At 57.2% G+C, this 17,039-nt stretch carries 11 protein-coding genes and 3 pseudogenes; 9 read left to right on the top strand and 5 right to left on the bottom strand.

Features of this window, described 5'->3' with window-relative positions; all coding sequences use genetic code 11:
* The first annotated feature begins 325 nt into the window (after nt 1–325).
* The 3 genes and pseudogenes from J2W46_RS13360 to cysC all read left to right on the top strand — a co-directional run.
* Nucleotides 326–499, top strand: a complete 174-nt coding sequence (locus J2W46_RS13360; RefSeq protein ID WP_310354319.1) for a hypothetical protein — start codon at nt 326–328, stop codon at nt 497–499.
* A gap of 104 nt (nt 500–603) precedes the next feature.
* Nucleotides 604–1,692, top strand: a complete 1,089-nt coding sequence (locus J2W46_RS13355) for an acyltransferase family protein (RefSeq protein WP_310354317.1) — start codon at nt 604–606, stop codon at nt 1,690–1,692.
* Nucleotides 1,693–1,810: 118 nt separating this feature from the next.
* Nucleotides 1,811–2,263 (top strand): annotated as a pseudogene (gene cysC / locus J2W46_RS13350) (adenylyl-sulfate kinase); the annotation flags it as partial.
* Between the two features lie 729 nt (nt 2,264–2,992).
* Here the strand turns inward: cysC and J2W46_RS34355 are convergent.
* Nucleotides 2,993–3,217 (bottom strand): annotated as a pseudogene (locus J2W46_RS34355) (hypothetical protein); the annotation flags it as partial.
* A gap of 4 nt (nt 3,218–3,221) precedes the next feature.
* On the opposite strand from J2W46_RS34355, the pseudogene J2W46_RS34565 reads away from it, so the two are divergent.
* A pseudogene (locus J2W46_RS34565) lies at nt 3,222–3,647 on the top strand (hypothetical protein); the annotation flags it as partial.
* Between the two features lie 429 nt (nt 3,648–4,076).
* Entirely contained in the window at nt 4,077–5,024 is a 948-nt protein-coding gene (locus J2W46_RS13340) for an FkbM family methyltransferase (protein ID WP_310354316.1), read from the top strand.
* A 320-nt stretch (nt 5,025–5,344) separates the two neighbouring features.
* Here J2W46_RS13340 and groL read toward each other — a convergent pair whose 3' ends face one another.
* Together groL and groES are read right to left on the bottom strand one after the other, a co-directional pair.
* Nucleotides 5,345–6,985: a chaperonin GroEL gene (gene groL / locus J2W46_RS13335; protein WP_020069817.1), complete on the bottom strand. Its 1,641-nt coding sequence runs from the start codon at nt 6,983–6,985 to the stop codon at nt 5,345–5,347.
* 52 nt (nt 6,986–7,037) lie between these two features.
* Nucleotides 7,038–7,328 carry a co-chaperone GroES gene (gene groES / locus J2W46_RS13330; protein WP_006047749.1) on the bottom strand — a complete coding sequence of 97 codons (291 nt, stop codon included), beginning with the start codon at nt 7,326–7,328 and terminating at the stop codon, nt 7,038–7,040.
* Between the two features lie 405 nt (nt 7,329–7,733).
* Here groES and J2W46_RS13325 point away from each other — a divergent pair, with 405 nt between their 5' ends.
* From J2W46_RS13325 to J2W46_RS13310, 4 genes are all read left to right on the top strand, one after another.
* Entirely contained in the window at nt 7,734–9,266 is a 1,533-nt protein-coding gene (locus J2W46_RS13325; RefSeq protein ID WP_310354313.1) for a methyl-accepting chemotaxis protein, read from the top strand.
* A 477-nt stretch (nt 9,267–9,743) separates the two neighbouring features.
* The gene (locus tag J2W46_RS13320) at nt 9,744–10,310 is read left to right on the top strand and encodes an FkbM family methyltransferase (protein WP_310354312.1); all 567 of its coding nucleotides are present in this window, start codon (nt 9,744–9,746) and stop codon (nt 10,308–10,310) included.
* Between the two features lie 1,008 nt (nt 10,311–11,318).
* Nucleotides 11,319–12,881: a hypothetical protein gene (locus J2W46_RS13315; RefSeq protein ID WP_310354310.1), complete on the top strand. Its 1,563-nt coding sequence runs from the start codon at nt 11,319–11,321 to the stop codon at nt 12,879–12,881.
* Nucleotides 12,882–13,065: 184 nt separating this feature from the next.
* A complete protein-coding gene (locus J2W46_RS13310; RefSeq protein WP_310354308.1) occupies nt 13,066–13,701 on the top strand; it encodes an FMN-binding negative transcriptional regulator in 636 nt (211 codons plus the stop codon).
* Between the two features lie 508 nt (nt 13,702–14,209).
* Here J2W46_RS13310 and J2W46_RS13305 read toward each other — a convergent pair.
* Both J2W46_RS13305 and J2W46_RS13300 read right to left on the bottom strand, forming a co-directional pair.
* Nucleotides 14,210–16,168: an RICIN domain-containing protein gene (locus J2W46_RS13305; RefSeq protein ID WP_310354306.1), complete on the bottom strand. Its 1,959-nt coding sequence runs from the start codon at nt 16,166–16,168 to the stop codon at nt 14,210–14,212.
* Nucleotides 16,169–16,193: 25 nt separating this feature from the next.
* Nucleotides 16,194–16,817 (bottom strand): SCO family protein, encoded by a 624-nt coding sequence (locus J2W46_RS13300; protein ID WP_310354304.1) that lies wholly within the window; start codon nt 16,815–16,817, stop codon nt 16,194–16,196.
* Between the last annotated feature and the right edge of the window lie 222 nt (nt 16,818–17,039).

Here is a 17,039-nt window from a genome sequence, read left to right as displayed (position 1 = left end):
TTTTGTTGCTGCGGCAGCAGCCCGTAAGTGACGTCCTGCCCCCGCATCCGAGATCCGTCGCGTAATTCGACGCTACAACGAGAGACGAACGTGCGCGATACACTCGCGAATCGGAAATCGTCTTGTTTCATATGTCATCGCCCACATTTTTCACTCGTCCGCCCAAAAGCGGGGAATCCACGGTGATTTCATTTTTTAGCAACAGCACCGCGAGCTACGCGACCTCATCCAGCAGATCTTCAATGCGCCCTCGCACCCAGCCGTCGTCCTGCTCGCCGTCATCGATCGATCGGGGCACAACGCTCAGGACTGGCATGTGCCGGTAATGCAGGAATTCCACCTGCCTTACATAAGCGACAAGAATGCACTGCTGCAAGAAGAGCAGTCAGGACAAATGGCCGCAGTCGACATTACACAAGACCCAATCCACTCGAATGATCTCGGGCATGAGGTGTTGGCCGAGTTGATCGCATACCGGCTGCAATCGGCGATGCACTGATACTGCATCGGTCCCATTTCGCTGTGGAAATCGCGGATTGCTGTAACATTGGCCGCCCGCCCATGCCGGCGCAAGCCATCATGCATAACTATGCAGCTTAAATCATGAAAAACAGGAACTTCGGCCTTGATGTCGTCCGGATGTGCGCAATTTTGCCGGTTTTGGTGGTGCACTTCTCAATATTTGCTGTGCAGCATGTGCCTGCCATTATTTACGTGATGGGCGATCTCGGCGTTGAACTATTCTTTGCGCTGAGTGGTTTCCTCATTGGAGGCATTATCCTCCGCGACTTCGAGCACGGGTTCTCGTGGCGCGTCGCCAGGAACTTCTATGTTCGCCGATGGATGCGCACTCTGCCCATATACTACGTCATCTTCATTGCGACCTGCTTCGTAACGGTGGATGGAATAACGCTGCGTAATGCATGGTCAAACAGTTATCTTACGTACCTCGTTTTCCTGCAGAATCTTGCCTGGCCTATGATAGATTGGTATCAGGAGAGCTGGTCACTCGCTGTGGAAGAATGGTTCTATCTGATCTTCCCAGTGTTCTTTGCATGCCTCGTTGGAATGCGGGCTCGCACACGCATCCTAGTGATAGCGCTGACACTCATTGTCGTGCCGCTTGCGCTCCGCATCTTGGCCTACGATCCGGCGCTTGAGTTCGATAGAAACATACGCCAGGTTGTTGTGATGAGGCTTGATGCTATCGCCTTCGGCATAGTCGCGATTTGGCTCGTGCGTGCATTTGAAACCACCCTGCGTCGGTGGGCCCATCTAATCGGTTTGGTTGGCGTAATGGGTGCCACGTTGACTATCACATTCATGATGGGCCATCTTTACCCGGGCGATTTCTTCTCGCGCACCTTTACATATAGCCTAGCGCCAGCTTCGTTCGCCGCCCTCGTCATATGGGCGCATTTCCAGCAGTGGAGAGAAGTAAAGGTTGTCCGATGGGTCAGCGTGCGCAGCTATGCACTTTATTTATGCAATTTCAGCGTGCTCAGGACAATGAAACACCAGGGGTGGATTTCAACGACGCCGATAATCTCACTCCTTATCTTTTCGATTGGCGTGATTTTTATCGCTGAGATTGTCCACAGATTGATAGAACGGCCAATCATGATCCGGCGTCCAAAAGAGTTGCGTTCGACCGAAGCGAAAGTTCCTGATAATAATCAGGTCGCTGCTTAAGCGTATTACTGGCTGATACAGCAGGAAGTCCGGGACTACCACGCGATGGACCAAGCAGACACGGGCTGGTAGTCGGTGGTAGCGAACGGCCGTAGTATTTCCGTTGCAGGCCATGGTACTCGTCTCGCAAGGCCGGGCCTGCTATGTACTCGACGGTGACAATGTTCGCCACGGCCTCGGCAGCGTTCTTGGCTTCGACCAGCGGGACTGCCATGAAAACATCCGCCGTGTCGCGCATGTCGCCCAGTTGATGAACGACGCAGGACTTATCGTTATTACCGCACTCATCTCGCCGACGCAGGCCGACCGGACGATGGCGCGCGATATCGTGGGCGCTGACAAATTTGTGGAGATATATCTGTCCGCGCCGTTCGCGGTATGTGCGCGCCGCGACCCGAAAGGTCTGTATGCAAAGGCGCTGGCCGGCGAGATTGCATCGTTCACAGGCGTATCAGCGCCCTACGAAGCACCGGTCGATCCGGATATCACAATCGACACCGCGACGTTGACGCCGGCCGAAAGCGTAGCGGGCATCTTCCGGTACTTGCACGAAAAGTGTCATGCGCCTTGACCAATAAGTTTTAGTGATCGAACGGCGACAATATCGCAAAACCGCGCTGCGACACGGTAAGAGGGGCGACAAACGATATAGGTTCGACGTTCCAATAATCGGTCAGCCGTCCCAGAATAATGGACGATTGTCCGGCTCATCTTGCGGCCGCCGCTTCTGGATCGAGGAATCGGTGAGACAAAGTCAAGCAATCAACCATCCTTCAGAATTGATGCGACAAAGCCCGCGAGCGTTTAAATACTTTTGCTTCAACCCGGCGGGAACTTCGGCCATCTTAGGCTTGCCGTCCGTTTCGCCTGTTAATAGCAGCGACGAAGCGAATGTCGCCGCCAGTCGGAACCTGTATTCGCCTAAAGGGAGTTTCGCGCAGCAAACGTTTCACTTAAGCTTTCCGACCGGCAGTGTTCCATTCGAAGAAGCTAATAAATTTGCCTGTCCATCAACAGTACTAACTAGCTGGCGCCCCGATGGCGCGCATTATTCACTCGCAGCGCAATGAGCGTTTTTGCGTTTCTTATCGAGAATTTTTCTCGGCAACGGAATTATTTACCATGCTAGAACGACGTCAACTTATTAGCGTCCTGCAGCTATCGGTGGAAGCCACCTCTTAAGCGCGTGTGGCGGAGGTGGTAAAAACGGCGGCGACAATGTACTGGATCGGCCAATATTGACGCGAAAGCGCACGCCGCCGCTTCTTTGAATGGCACCGCAATCCCTCCGGCAGTCCCGGCGCGTCAGTTCGTTGCCGCATTCGTACATTGTCACGCCGTAAGGCGCGAGTGCCGCGGCGACCGTTTTCGCACCTGCCATGTTGCCTTGGTAGGCCTTCGTTCGCCTGGAGCCCGTCGTTGGCATCCGTGACGCCTGGTTGATCAGAACGAACAACTTGAGGCCGGCACTTTGGAAAGCGTGCGCAATCTTGGTCACAGCATTGATCTGGATCGGTTCGGCCGTGCAACGCATCGGCGCGGCGGACACGCTGTGGGAAGAGATGCAACCCGCTTGCAGCAGCGGCCATCGGCCACTGCGCTAGGACATTACCAAGTGGCACAACTGCTCTGCGTACGGCGACATCTTCGTCAGTGGCAGTGACGGCAAGGGTCCGGCGTTCGACCTGCCAACGTATTGCAAGGCTTGGTTGGCGTGCCTTTGATTATCACCGAATGGAACACAGGTCCGGAAGAGACCGAAAGCACCCGTGCGAACCACGTCACGACGCAACTGACCGGATTCTAATCGGCGCAAGACGCACAACATCCAGTCGGTGATGTATTACGTGCTCGACAGTGGCAACACTACCTACGGCATCATGATCAACGGTACGCCGATCATTCAGCCCTACAGTGCTTTCGTTGCTTTCACGTCTGCCAAACCGGACAATTAACCGCAGAATACAGTGCCACGCCCTGGCTTCCAGCGGCCTCACTTCGATGCGGCCGTGCGCCCTTGCCTTTCGTCGATGTCAATGTCGGTCACATTGGCACATTGTCGATATCCGGCCGGCGCAACGCATCCCTGCTGAGCAGGCAGCGCGCATCCACCCAGAAGTGAGACACCCGCATCGGATGAAGCGACACAGGCCCAACACCGCTGTTCCTCAGCATTTTGCGACTGTATCGCCCGACTTTGCGCCGCACTGGCCTTTTTCGACGAAGCGACACATAACATTCCCCGAAATGGGCCATTAGCGAATGACGTGTGACCAGGCTTGTCCGAACACCGTCGACGCACCGGCGGCTCCTGGCGAAGACGTGTGTTACGTACAGTCTGCAGGGTAGCGCAGACGCCCTGGCATCTCTATTTGGAGTCACAGATGGATATCGATTCGCAGACCGTGCCTGCTTCGCAGCCGTTCCTCCCAAAGAGAATTTTGGCCAAGCGCGTTAGCGCCAGGAATTTTAGCTACGTAATCGACCGACTATCGTTTCATAGGCTTAACGGGCTTGCGGAGAAGCGTCTACGCGCAAGAGGCCACAAGATGGCCGTATTCGCGAATGAACATATCGGCGGATTTATCCATGTTTTCGGCGTCTACGAGCAAGAGGAGCTCGATGTGCTGTTCAGCTTCCTCGAGCCTTTGCATGATATTTTCCGTGCGGGCGTCGGGTTGGATATAGGTGCGAATATTGGCAACCACAGCCTTTATTTCTCGAACATATTTGACGAGGTGTATTGCTTCGAGCCAAATCCCTCGATTTTCTATTTGCTCGAATTTAATGTGAGCTTCCGGAAAAAGATCAAAGCATTCAATATTGGTCTTGGGGACAAGAAAGGAACATTCAGGTTGTCGGAGGTACCCGATAACATGGGCGAATCTGCCATCGTCTCGGACCAGCTGGGCGCCGATTCGGACGTAAACTGCGTCGACGTGCAAATCGAAAGGCTCGATAATCTCGACTATCGCGACAAAGGGGTTTGCTTTATAAAAATGGATGTCGAAGGTTTCGAACCCAAGGTACTGCAGGGCGGCTTACGCACTATCACGAAGCACTGGCCACTGATCGTATTGGAGCAGCATGAAAGTGACTTCAAAGAAGGAGATTCAGAGTCCATTTCAATACTGAGAGGCTTGGGATACAAATTTTGCTGGCATCAGAGCGGGACAGCGTCGCGGAATACATTTATCCGGCGCATTTTCAACTTCACGGAAATGTTTGCGGGACGTACGCATAAGGTAGTAACCGCCGAGGACGTTCCGCCGGGAAATTATTCGATGCTTATAGCGGTTCCCCCGCGCTTTCAGGCGGCCCTTCACATTTGACGAGGTGATTCATTGAAACCAGGAGCTTCGCCGCGGCGGACAACGACGTTGACGTTGACGCGATCGCCATAGGCGTTGCTCACCTTGCGAGCGTTAGCATGGTCGGGCGTGAATTGGTCCTTAGTGGAGACCACAAAAATAAGCCTTGAAGTGAGTGCCAACAGTCAAGAATTTCCAAGTTAGAGCCCAAACGCGCCGACCATGAAAAAACCCGCATTTGATTGCGGGTTTTTTCTTTGGCAAGCGCACCTTGCGGCGCGCTTTCCATGGGCTCCCGGTTGAACCTCTGTACGAGGCGTGACCGGGGAGCGGACATGAAATTACATGTCCATGCCCATGCCGCCCATGCCGCCGGGCATGCCGCCAGGCATCGGTGCGTCTTCCTTCGGCAGTTCGCAAACAGCTGCATCGGTCGTCAGCAGGAGACCTGCCACCGATGCTGCGTTTTGCAGCGCAGTGCGCGTGACCTTGGTCGGGTCCACGACACCAGCGTCAACCAGGTCGACGTACTCGCCGGTTGCTGCGTTGTAGCCGTAGTTGCCTTGACCAGCAGCAACTGCCGCCACCACGACGCTGGCTTCTTCGCCGCCGTTCGTGACGATCTGGCGCAGCGGCTCTTCCATTGCGCGCAGGACGATCTTGATACCTGCGTCCTGATCGGCGTTAGCGCCCTTCAGGCCGGCAATCGCCGTACGTGCGCGGATCAGCGCAACGCCGCCGCCAGCAACGATGCCTTCTTCCACAGCTGCGCGCGTTGCGTGCAGTGCGTCTTCGACACGTGCCTTCTTTTCCTTCATTTCGACTTCGGTCGCAGCGCCAACCTTGATCACTGCAACGCCGCCTGCCAGCTTGGCAACGCGCTCTTGCAGCTTTTCACGGTCGTAGTCCGACGTAGCTTCTTCGATTTGTGTGCGGACTTGCTTAACACGCGCTTCGATGTTTGCAGCTTCGCCAGCGCCGTCGATGATCGTCGTGTTTTCCTTGCCCACTTCGATGCGCTTCGCCTGGCCCAGTTCTGCCAGCGTTGCCTTTTCGAGCGTCAGGCCGGTTTCTTCAGCGATGACCTGGCCGCCGGTCAGGATCGCGATGTCTTCCAGCATGGCCTTACGGCGATCGCCGAAGCCCGGAGCCTTCACGGCAACCGTCTTCAGAATGCCGCGGATGTTGTTCACCACCAGCGTTGCCAGTGCTTCGCCTTCGACGTCTTCTGCGATGATCAGCAGCGGCCGGCCAGCCTTGGCGACTTGTTCCAGAACCGGCAGCAGATCGCGGATGTTCGAGACCTTCTTGTCGTGCAGCAGCACGAAAGGGTTCTCGAGCACGGCAACTTGCTTGTCCGGGTTGTTGATGAAGTACGGCGACAGGTAGCCGCGGTCGAATTGCATACCTTCGACGACGTCCAGCTCGTCTTGCAGCGACTTGCCGTCTTCGACGGTGATGACGCCTTCCTTGCCGACCTTGTCCATTGCTTCAGCAATACGATCGCCGATCGACGAGTCGCTGTTTGCCGAAATCGCGCCGACTTGTGCGATTTCCTTGTTCGTCGTGCACGGCTTGCTGATCTTGCGCAGTTCTTCGATCGCAGCGCCCACAGCCTTGTCGATACCGCGCTTCAGGTCCATCGGGTTCATGCCCGATGCAACGTACTTCATGCCTTCCCGGACGATCGACTGAGCCAGAACCGTTGCGGTCGTGGTGCCGTCACCTGCGTTGTCGCTGGTCTTGGAAGCCACTTCCTTGACCATTTGCGCGCCCATGTTCTGGAGCTTGTCTTTCAGTTCGATCTCTTTTGCGACCGACACACCGTCCTTGGTGACCGTCGGGCCGCCGAAGCTGCGTTCCAGGACAACGTTGCGGCCCTTCGGACCCAGCGTGACCTTCACAGCGTTCGCGAGGATGTTCACGCCTTCGACCATCTTGGCACGGGCGGAATCACCGAATACGACGTCTTTAGCTGCCATCTTCTAACTCCTTGAATTCTTGGGATATAACCGGGGAAGTAGCGGCTTGCGCTTACTTGTTCACCACGGCCATGATGTCTTCTTCGCGCATCACGAGCAGTTCGTTGCCGTCGACCTTGACGGTCTGGCCTGCGTACTTGCCGAACAGGACGCGGTCACCAACCTTCACGTCGAGGGCGATCTGTGCGCCCTTGTCGTCACGCTTGCCCGGGCCGACTGCCAGGATTTCGCCCTGATCCGGCTTTTCTGCTGCGGCTTCGGGGATCACGATGCCCGACGCGGTCTTGGTTTCTTGATCCAGACGCTTGACGATCACGCGATCATGCAAAGGACGAAGGTTCATACATACTCCTCTCTTGATTGAGACTGAAGAACGCTTGGAAAACCCGGCTGGCCGAGCCAACCGGCGAAGTTGTTAGCACTCTCGTGCAGCGAGTGCTAATTATATGGACGGGTGGTGACAAATTCAAGAAGGGATGTGGGGACAGTTGAGATTTACATGCTCTGCCCCGCCACGGGATAGATAGCCCGCCCACTCCACCAGATCCGAGGCGGCCAAGGCAGGGGTAAACCCGAACCTGCTCACTCACAAGAAATCTTCGCGCCCGCTCCTGCGACGCCAAGGGGCGCGCGTCATCGAATCCATAGAAACCCTAATACAGTATCGGCGCGCTGTGCCGTTGATGAGAAACCTGCGCGCTTTTTATACTGGTTCGGCGCCGGGACCACTGAACAATTGAGGTTTCCAATGAAGGTTTCCACGCGCCTGACGATGCTTGCGCTCGCGGCGCTCGTCGCGCTCTTGGTTGTCGGTTCCTACAGTCTTTACAGCGTCAGACAAGCGATGCTCGACGACAAGCGCGCGCAGATCACCAATCTGCTGCGAATGGCAGAGCACCTCGCGACGTACTACCACGACCAGGAAGTGGCCGGGAAGTTGACGACCGAGCAGGCGCAGTCTGCGACGAAAGAGGCGTTGAGCCAACTGAATTATTCGGACGAGAGCTACTTCTGGGCTCGCCTTCCCGACGGCCTCACGCTGGTACACCGCAAGGCTTCGACCGTCGGCAAAATCAACGTCGGAAAGGCACCCGACGGACGTCCCGACGGCGACCTCTACCGTGAAATGCTCGCCCGCGAACATATTCCGATCATGACCGTGCTCGCCAAGCATCCCACCAGCGGCGAGATGGTAGAAAAGATCAACGGACTGGTCGAGTTCAAGCCGTGGGGATGGTGGATTGGAACCGGCATCTTCACCACCGATATCAGCGCGACGTTCTGGCGAACGGGCGCATTCCTCATCACCCTGATCTCGGTTGCGATTCTCGGTATTGCGGCACTTGCCTGGCAAATCATTCGCCGCGTGACCGGCGCACTTGGTGGCGAACCCGCCGACGTGTCGCAGGCCATGCACCGCATGTCGGTCGGCGACCTGAGTCTTCCGATCGTCGTTACGGGCGCTAGTGAAACGAGCTTGCTCGCATCGGTGGCACGCATGCGGCAGTCATTGCTCGACATGGTGGTCCGCATCGGCATGAGCTCCGAGGCGGTGATGAGCGGGACGAGTCAGATCGCAGCGGGCAACACCGACCTTTCCGCACGGACCGAGCAGCAAGCCGCATCGCTGCAGGAAACGGCGGCGAGCATTGAAGAACTGACCGCGACCGTCAAGCAGAACTCGGAAAACGCGAGGCAAGCGAACGGCCTCGCCGACAATGCAAATCAGGTCGCGCTCGAAGGACGCAGGATCGTGGGCCAAGTCGTGGACACGATGAGCGGGATTCAGGAGAGCTCGGGCAAAATCGCCGAGATCATAGGCATTATTGAAGGCATTGCGTTTCAGACGAACATTCTTGCGCTCAACGCGGCGGTCGAAGCCGCGCGAGCGGGCGAGGAAGGCAGGGGTTTTGCCGTCGTCGCAAGCGAAGTCCGCAGTCTCGCGCAAAGATCGTCGAGTGCCGCCAAAGATATCAAGGTGCTCATCGAGGCATCGGGCTCGCGGGTCGAGGCAGGAGCCGAACTTGTCGCGAGCGCAGGGGAAACCATGGAAAAGGTCGGCATCGCGATTCAGCGAGTGACGGACATCATGGGCGAGATCGCGTCGGCGTCGCACGAACAGAGCCGCGGCATTGAGCAGATCAATCAGGCGATCACACAGATGGACGAAGTGACGCAGCAGAACGCCGCGTTAGTCGAAGAGGCGGCTGCGGCCGCCGGCTCTCTCGAACATCAAGCGCAGCAATTGCGCACCGCCGTATCGGTTTTCCGCACCGCCTGACACATGGGCCGGAGGGTTCGCGGCGCGACGCTAGATCAACCGTTATCTAAAGTTGCGCCGCTCGTGTAGCGGCCACGTGGCCTGTTGCGTCATCGACGCGACATTGCACTCGCTGTTGGTTGGTGATTGTTGGTGAAGACAGGCCAATGTCGCTCCCGTCGAGGCTTCGGCATGTCATGACAAAGTCCCTCCTGGTGGATAACTCGCTCGCGAGAGAGTATTGCTATCTCTACCTGTCCAGCCTGTCACGAAAGCTGAATGTTGTGTGGCTCTCGGCAAATGGACAGGACGGCACGATGGTCAGCAGTTCGAATGATTTAAGCATTCTCAAGAAATACGCCGAGACCGGACGTTGGGCGCCTGAGCTTTCGGAGAAATTGAAATTGTTCTTCGCGACTCGGGAGGGACGTATCTCGACATCGGCGCGAACATCGAGATGACAACCATACCGATTGCGCAGCACAACGAGCGCGTGAAGTGTTATTCGTTCGAACCCGAACCAGTCAACTACCGCAATCTTCTACGCAACATTGCGGCAATTGCCCGACATCCAACATCGAGACTTTCCAACTCGCGTTGCACGAACGGGAGGAAGTACTGCCCTTCGAAATTGCCGACGGCAATCTGGGCGACCGCCGCCTTCGCATCGAACTCAACCTTCCGGCAAAACAGAACGACGTGAGGCGCAAGATCACCGAAGTGCGTTGCGCAAGACTGGATGGTCTTCCTATTCAGTTGGCCGGCCCTGTCTTTGCGAAAGTCGACACCCAGGACGCGGAGCCTTATGTCTTTACTGGCGGAAGTAAGCCCCTCGCTAAAGTCGATGCCATCCTCGTGGAATTATCACCACGCCATATGGCCCGGTTAAGGTGCGGTCCCGACGTCGTGCTCCAGCTTCTTGAAGAGCACTTCACTTACGGCAAGATTGAAGAAACCGACGCAAACCAATGCGAACAATCGCAGCCCTGCTGCCGGTACTACGCGGAGTTCCTCGAGTCGGTCGTACAGCATACGAACGCTGTCGAAAAGCTAGTAACTGAGTAGCAGGCATCCGGTCAGGCTAACTTGCGCCGTGCCTTTCTGCCGCCTGAAAGCCCTGTATTCAAGCCAATGAATACCAGCATGTTCTGCGGCTTGAACAGATCGGCGAACCCCCCGATCAGAAGCCCCCTGATTGACAGTGGGAACACGTCATAGCCGGCGGACCTATATAAATCCTTCTGAATGTCGATGCAACGGTTTATCGGGTTTATGAAAGGACACGTTAACACTCGCGGCCAGCTTTGCATATTGTCTTTTCCAGTCGCGTAACTAGTTTAGTCAATGACCTGACGCTTAATATGCGCCAAACCGTTTGGCGAAGTTGCATCACCTTACAACGCGCCAATCTCAGCAGGCCCCTCGCCCAAGCGTTCGAAATGGTGAACGGAGGCATTCGTTCGATATGCGCGAAGTGGCGGCGGGAAGCTAACCTGTTGCGCATGGAAGCGGAAAATATGACCTCCACCTCTTAGGGTCAAAGCGAAAAAAATGCAGGGCGACCAGTCCCCATACGATAAGGAGAAAGTAAAACTTATTTGGGGCAACCCGCGAAATCGGAAACGATCTTGCTTTCTGGCGGGAATTTGCTATTTCCCGTTTTGTCCGACCACTGTTGCGGGTAAGATCTACTCCGTTCGCAGTAGCAACCCCGCAAATTTTACGGATTGCGGGTTCGCTTCCCGGCAAACGTTTGCACGGACACCGTTCTGATCCGCGGTTCCGGCAAACAGTTCGGTTGACCCCACTGTTGATGATTCCCCGACGCGCGAATCGGCCCGGCCGTTTCGACTGGCTCGTGCGCGTTTGTTTGAACCGCCTCGTTCATTAAAGCGGCGCAAACCGGTTCGGCAGACGCACGGCATGACGCACCAAATAGCACTGAGATTTTATAGACGATCAGTAGTGCGAATAAAAATAAAGATTTTCTGGTTTCAAGATCATTAATTAACAAAAATACAAGATCAAATTTATAAATTTTTTCGGGGTTTTTTCGATAGCGGATAATTCAAAATGTTGAAAAGACGACAGTTTATTGGCGCACTAACGGCACTGAGCGGAAGTGTTATTTTGAGCGCATGCGGCGGCGGTGGCGCAGAAGAAGGCGGCACAATTACCGCTAATTCTGCGGCGCAAAAGACAAACGCAACGGCCAAAGGCACGTCGCCGAACGGCGCCGCGATGCCGCCGGCGACATCCCTCATCGACGGCTCGGGCGCCACCTGGACTCTTTCGGGCGGTGTCGCTTATCGCAATGGCGCGAAGGCCGGGAACAACTACAACGTGATTCTCGCGCTGTGCTTCAACGGCAACATTTACGTCGAGAACACCAGCTCACAGTTTTACCAGTGGACTGGATCGACGTGGCAGTCTTCGAATGACCCGCGCCTCGGCACGACGTCGCCGGACGGTACGACGATGCCGTCGGCTCCCAACATTATCGACAAGACCGGCGGCGTATGGACGCTAACCAACGGTGTGCTCTCCCGGAACGGCGCAGTTGTGGGTAACAACTACAACGTGTCGCTGGTACTGTGGTACGGCGGCAAGATCTATTGCCGCAACACCAGCGGACAGTTCTACGCGAATGCAGAGGTGGCCTCGCAATGGTTGCCATGTAGCGACCCGCGCATTGCCGTCGCTGCGACCGCCGGAAGCTTCTTTGGCATCAACGGTCACTTCGATTACACGTACACGCCGACGCAACTCATATCGATCCTGAAGGGCCTGGGCTGCACGAGCTACCGCGTCGGCTGCACGGCAGATCCGAATCAGTTGAATGCTGTGGTCAAACTGGCACAGGCGTTCCAGTCGGCGGGTATGACGCTGCTCGTACTGGTCAACCTGGGTCTTTACGACAGCAGCGGCAAACTGCTCGCAGGCGAATCCGCTGCATACAACGCCACGTACGGACCGGCATTCACGATCGCCAACGCGCTGAAGCCGTACGGCGTGACGTTTTATGAATGCGGAAACGAGTTGACGCGCGACAGGGCGATCATTATCGATTCGACGAACGCAGGAACGAAGGCCGTCGACTTCAACAACGCGAACTGGCCCACCATGCGCGGCGCAATGCGCGGCATGATCGACGGAGTGAAAGCCGCGCAGCCCGGCGCGAAATGCGGTATCAACTTCTGCGTCGCCGACGTCGGCGCCTCGGACGCGCTGTGGGACGGCATGCAACCGGACGGCAGCGGCGGATATCCGAAGGTGCGCTGGGACATCACGACGTGGCACAACTATGAAGTGTATGGCGACATCTTCAACATCGGTATCGATGGCGCGGGTCCGGGCTTCAACCTGCCTGCGTACTGCAAGGCCCGATACGGTGTGCCGTTCTTCATCACCGAGTGGAACACCGGCCCGGAGCAGTCGCAAACATATCGAGCGAGTTACATTACGTCGCAATTGGGTTCGTTCTATGCGGCTCGCAAGACGCACAACATCCAGTCCGTCATGTACTACGTGCTCGACAGCGGGAACAACACGTTCGGCATTATGACCAACGGGACCGCGCTGAATCCGCCGTACGGCGCATTCACGAACTTTACGTCGGGCCACGCCGATAGCTGATCCGCCCGTCCGGGTTCGATGTACGAAATGGCCTCCCGCTGTTTTCTGGCGGGAGGCCATTTCTTTTTCACGGAGATACCGACACGCGGCGCCGCGACTCTGGCCTGAAGAAATCGCCCGAAGCTGGCTCTACAGGCGACACGAGTTTTGGCGCACACTGCGTACAGAACTCAACGGAGCAGCCATGTACGTACCCGACCATTTCAACGAAGCGCGCAAAGACGTGCTGCATGCGTTCATCGCGCACAATCCCTTTGGCACGCTGATCACTCACGGCACGAGCGGTCTGGACGCCAATCACATTCCGTTCGAACTAGCGCCAGAAGAAGGCGAATTCGGTGTGCTGCACGCGCACGTCGCGCGAAACAATCGGCTGTGGCAGGACGTGGCCAACGGCGACGAAGTACTCGTCGTCTTCCATGCGGGCGATGCCTATATTTCGCCGACGTGGTACCCGAGCAAGCAGGAAACGCACAGACAGGTGCCCACCTGGAACTACATGGTGGTGCACGCGCACGGCCGCATCACGATTCACGACGATGAAAAATATGTGCGAGGCGTCGTGGCGCGCCTGACTCGCACACACGAGGCGAGCCAGCCTCGTCCGTGGAAAATGGGAGATGCGCCGAGCGAATATATCGACACCATGCTCAAAGCGATTGTCGGCCTGGAGATCGAGATCACGCGGCTCGTGGGCAAAAGCAAGCTAAGCCAGAATAAGGACGCACGCGACATCGAGGGCGCGGCCGAAGCGCTGAAGGAAAACGGCAATCATCGGATCGCCGATGCGATGCTCGAGCACGCGCCGCATAAGCAGTAAGCCAAGTTGGCCCCGACGCCCTCCTGATGTCGGCCAGTGGGCGACATGTGCACTATGCGTTCAGCGCACTACGGGTTAGTGACAAAGCGCCAAAGCGCTGCACACTCGGCACTCGATAGCTCGAAATGAGGCATGGACTTGCGCAACACCACGCTTGCCGGATCTATGCCGTCTTTGACTGCCCGACAGAAGGCAACGGGATCGTACCGACTGGGCGGCCCGCCCCGGCGGCTTCTTGCATCGAGCAAGTAGCCACGAGTAAGGGGCGGTGCAAAGCCGGGCGATGGATCCGTCCGTGTATGGCAATTCACGCATCGCGTGGTCCACTCCGGCAGCGATTGATTGTCGTCGCGCAGGTGCGCCACTGCCGCACGTTGCCCGGTGAAAATCGCACAGCCCATATCGCCCGGCGAACAGCTCAGGTCGGCATGCGCGAAGTTCGCATTGCTCAATATCGCCAGGCAGATCGTCAGCCGAATCGCCTGGCGTAGGGTTGTCGACGTAATCATCAGTGCAGGCGCAGCGTGCGTGATACGCTCGGCGCACCGTTGGTGTTCAACGCAAAGAGCATGTAGTAGCCAGGCACGACAATACCAGGATCGGCCGGAATCTTCAGAATGAATTCACCAGCCGTACCTACCGTGAAACTCAACGGCACGCGTCGCTGCTCGTTGTTGACAGCATGCGTGTTGGACGACAGACGCATGAGCGCGAATGCCTTGACACCACTGCTCGCTTTTACGGCGATGGAAGTACCGAGTTGTGCATCGGCCGGTACGTTGCTGAGGGTCGGCCGTGTCGCAGCCGATCCATCCGCATTGAGTAGATACGGCGGCGTAAGTATTTCAATGTCTGTGTGATTAGTCGCGCAGCCGCCGCACAGTCCGCCGCCTCCGCTCAGCACGCGGCCATCCGCCAACAGCAGCGCAACGCTGTGATACGTCCGCGGCACGGCTTGCGGCGCGAGCTGAGAAAAGACTTTCGTCGTCGGGTCCCACAACTCCGGAGTCAGCACCGCAGTGTCGTCCGAGAAAGGCTGCGCAAAGGCTTGACCGCCCACCACGACGACCTGCCCGTTCGGCAACACAACGCTGCTGCTGAATGCCCGCGTATAGCTCATCGGAGGCAGCGCGGTGGCAACCGCTGTGCCGGTGCTGATATCGATGAGCGTCGCATTCGACGTCGCATTCGACTGCTCATAACTTGGCGCGCCACCAACTGCGAGAATCTTGCCGATGTCGTACATGACCGCGTTGCCATTCATCGCATCGGTATCGTTCGCGCGCTTGCCGGCATCGGTCACGTTGCCGTTACCCGCCGTGTCGAACCAGTGCATGGCCTGGCTCGGTCCGGCGTGGAAAACCCGTCCATTGGACACCGCGAACAACCACGCGTGATTATCGGCGCGGAATATGCCCGCCGCGTCCTGGGTCAATATGTAGTCGGCGAGTATCGCGCCGTTGATTTGCCAACCCGAACCGGACGTCCATGTTTCGCCGTTTTTGCCGCCCTCGCCGCCATTCCATGAGCCACCAAGCGTGAATACGCTCCCATTGCTCAACGTAACGGTCCCCTGATAGCCGCGTGGGATCTTCATCAGGTTGCTCGACGACCATTGACCTGTCGAAGGCGTGTAGATGCTCGTCTTCGAGCTGCTCGATCCCCCGTTCACCAGCAGGCGGCCGTCCGGCAGATTCGCAATGCCGGGGCAGAACATATCGTGCCCGGTGTTGCTGACCAGCACCTCCTTGTTGGTTCCCGTAGTTGGGTTAAAGACCGCGGTGTAGGTCTTTCCCGGCGTGATTTCCCCGGACGTAAAGTCGAGAAGCATATCCGACGACCACACCAGCACATTGCCGTCGGGAAGATTGGCGGCCGCCGCGGGAACCATCGGCACCCCGACAGGCGCCGACCACTTCGACGGCAATGTCTTCACGTTCAGGCCACTCAACTGCCACGTCTGTAGAGCACTCCCATTGCATACCTGCTGTCGCACTTGCTGACCCCATCCAGTCAGACTCTGCGCCGCCAGACACATGCCGCTGTGCGCAGCGACGATCGCGTAGCCGTTGCCTTGCGGCTTCGCAGTAAACGTCTGGTTCGTCTGACCGTTGCATGCCCACTGGATAATGGCGGCACCAGCATTCAAGCTCTCACCTGTCACGTCCATGCACAGGCCGCTGTTCTGATTTACGAAGTGAAACTGAGATCCGGTGGGTACGGGCCGCCATTGCTGATTTGCACCGCCCGAACAGCCCCAGGAAATGACCGAGGCGCCACCCGTTGTCGATGCAGAGTCAACGTCCGCGCACAGATTCATACCGCTGAGCGTGATCGGACCTACCGTTTGCGCCTCTACGCGGGTCGCAAACGTGGTAAGCGCGAACGCTATAGCGGCGACGCAAAGTGCATTCACGCATCTGCCTGCATAGAGCCAGATGAATCTGACAAACGGAATTGGCGCCATGATCGCTGCTCCAGTTAACGTTGAACTACGCGCGCCCCAATGCGCCCAGCGCATTGCAAATTTCGTCTACACGTGGAAGATCCGCGCTGCGCCAGCGCAACCGCGCGCTTGCATCGAAGCAGTAGATCTGGGTTGCATGATCCGCAATGTTGCCGAGCGGCAAGCGGCTACCTGCAAGTGCCATCCGCACTCCGTCGACGTCTCGCAGTGTCGGAGTCGCAGCAGTCCATGCTGGCCCGGCCTGAAAACGCTTGAGCCACTCATGCAGCGCGGACGGTGAGTCGGAAAGCGGATCGATTCCGATCGAGAGCAATCGAACCGGATAACGTCCACGAGTTTGTTGCAACCGTTGCTGCACCGCGCTGAACAGCGCTCCTTGCAGAGGACATACGGAGCTACATCCGGTATAGATGGTCTGAACTGCTGTCACGCCATCTAGCAGCATGCTGTTCAGCGATCGCTCTGTACCGGTCTGATCGACCAGCCGCGTGTCTTCCAGATGAACTGGCGGAGTGACGAGCCCCGACGTCCCATGCTGGGCGTACGACGACAAAGGCGCCGCCGCGAGTGCAAGCATTGCGGCATCACGCAGGAAGACGCGGCGCGACGATCTTTCAACCGGCGTGGACTCGCCAGGTTCAGCGCGCATGAGAGCTTTCGGATCAAACAAGGCGTCGTCCTTCGCAAAAGCTCACAGAACTGCACACTCGCCTTCGCAAACAGCGTTTGGCGCGGCAGCCGATGAACACGTCGGGTGAGTCGGCGATCGCTACGTTGCTTCGGTTCCGGAGGCGGCGAACCGGTTACGTGTTCGGAGGCAGCGATTAACGTCGACGGCATTCGATCGTATGCGAAGGCGGCGACGACGGTT

It is taken from the genome of Paraburkholderia strydomiana (assembly GCF_031456815.1).
In the GTDB taxonomy this organism is placed as follows: Bacteria; Pseudomonadota; Gammaproteobacteria; order Burkholderiales; family Burkholderiaceae; genus Paraburkholderia; species Paraburkholderia caledonica.
The sequence above is the reverse complement of the archived record's forward strand: the minus strand, read 5'-3'. Positions and strand labels throughout refer to the sequence as shown.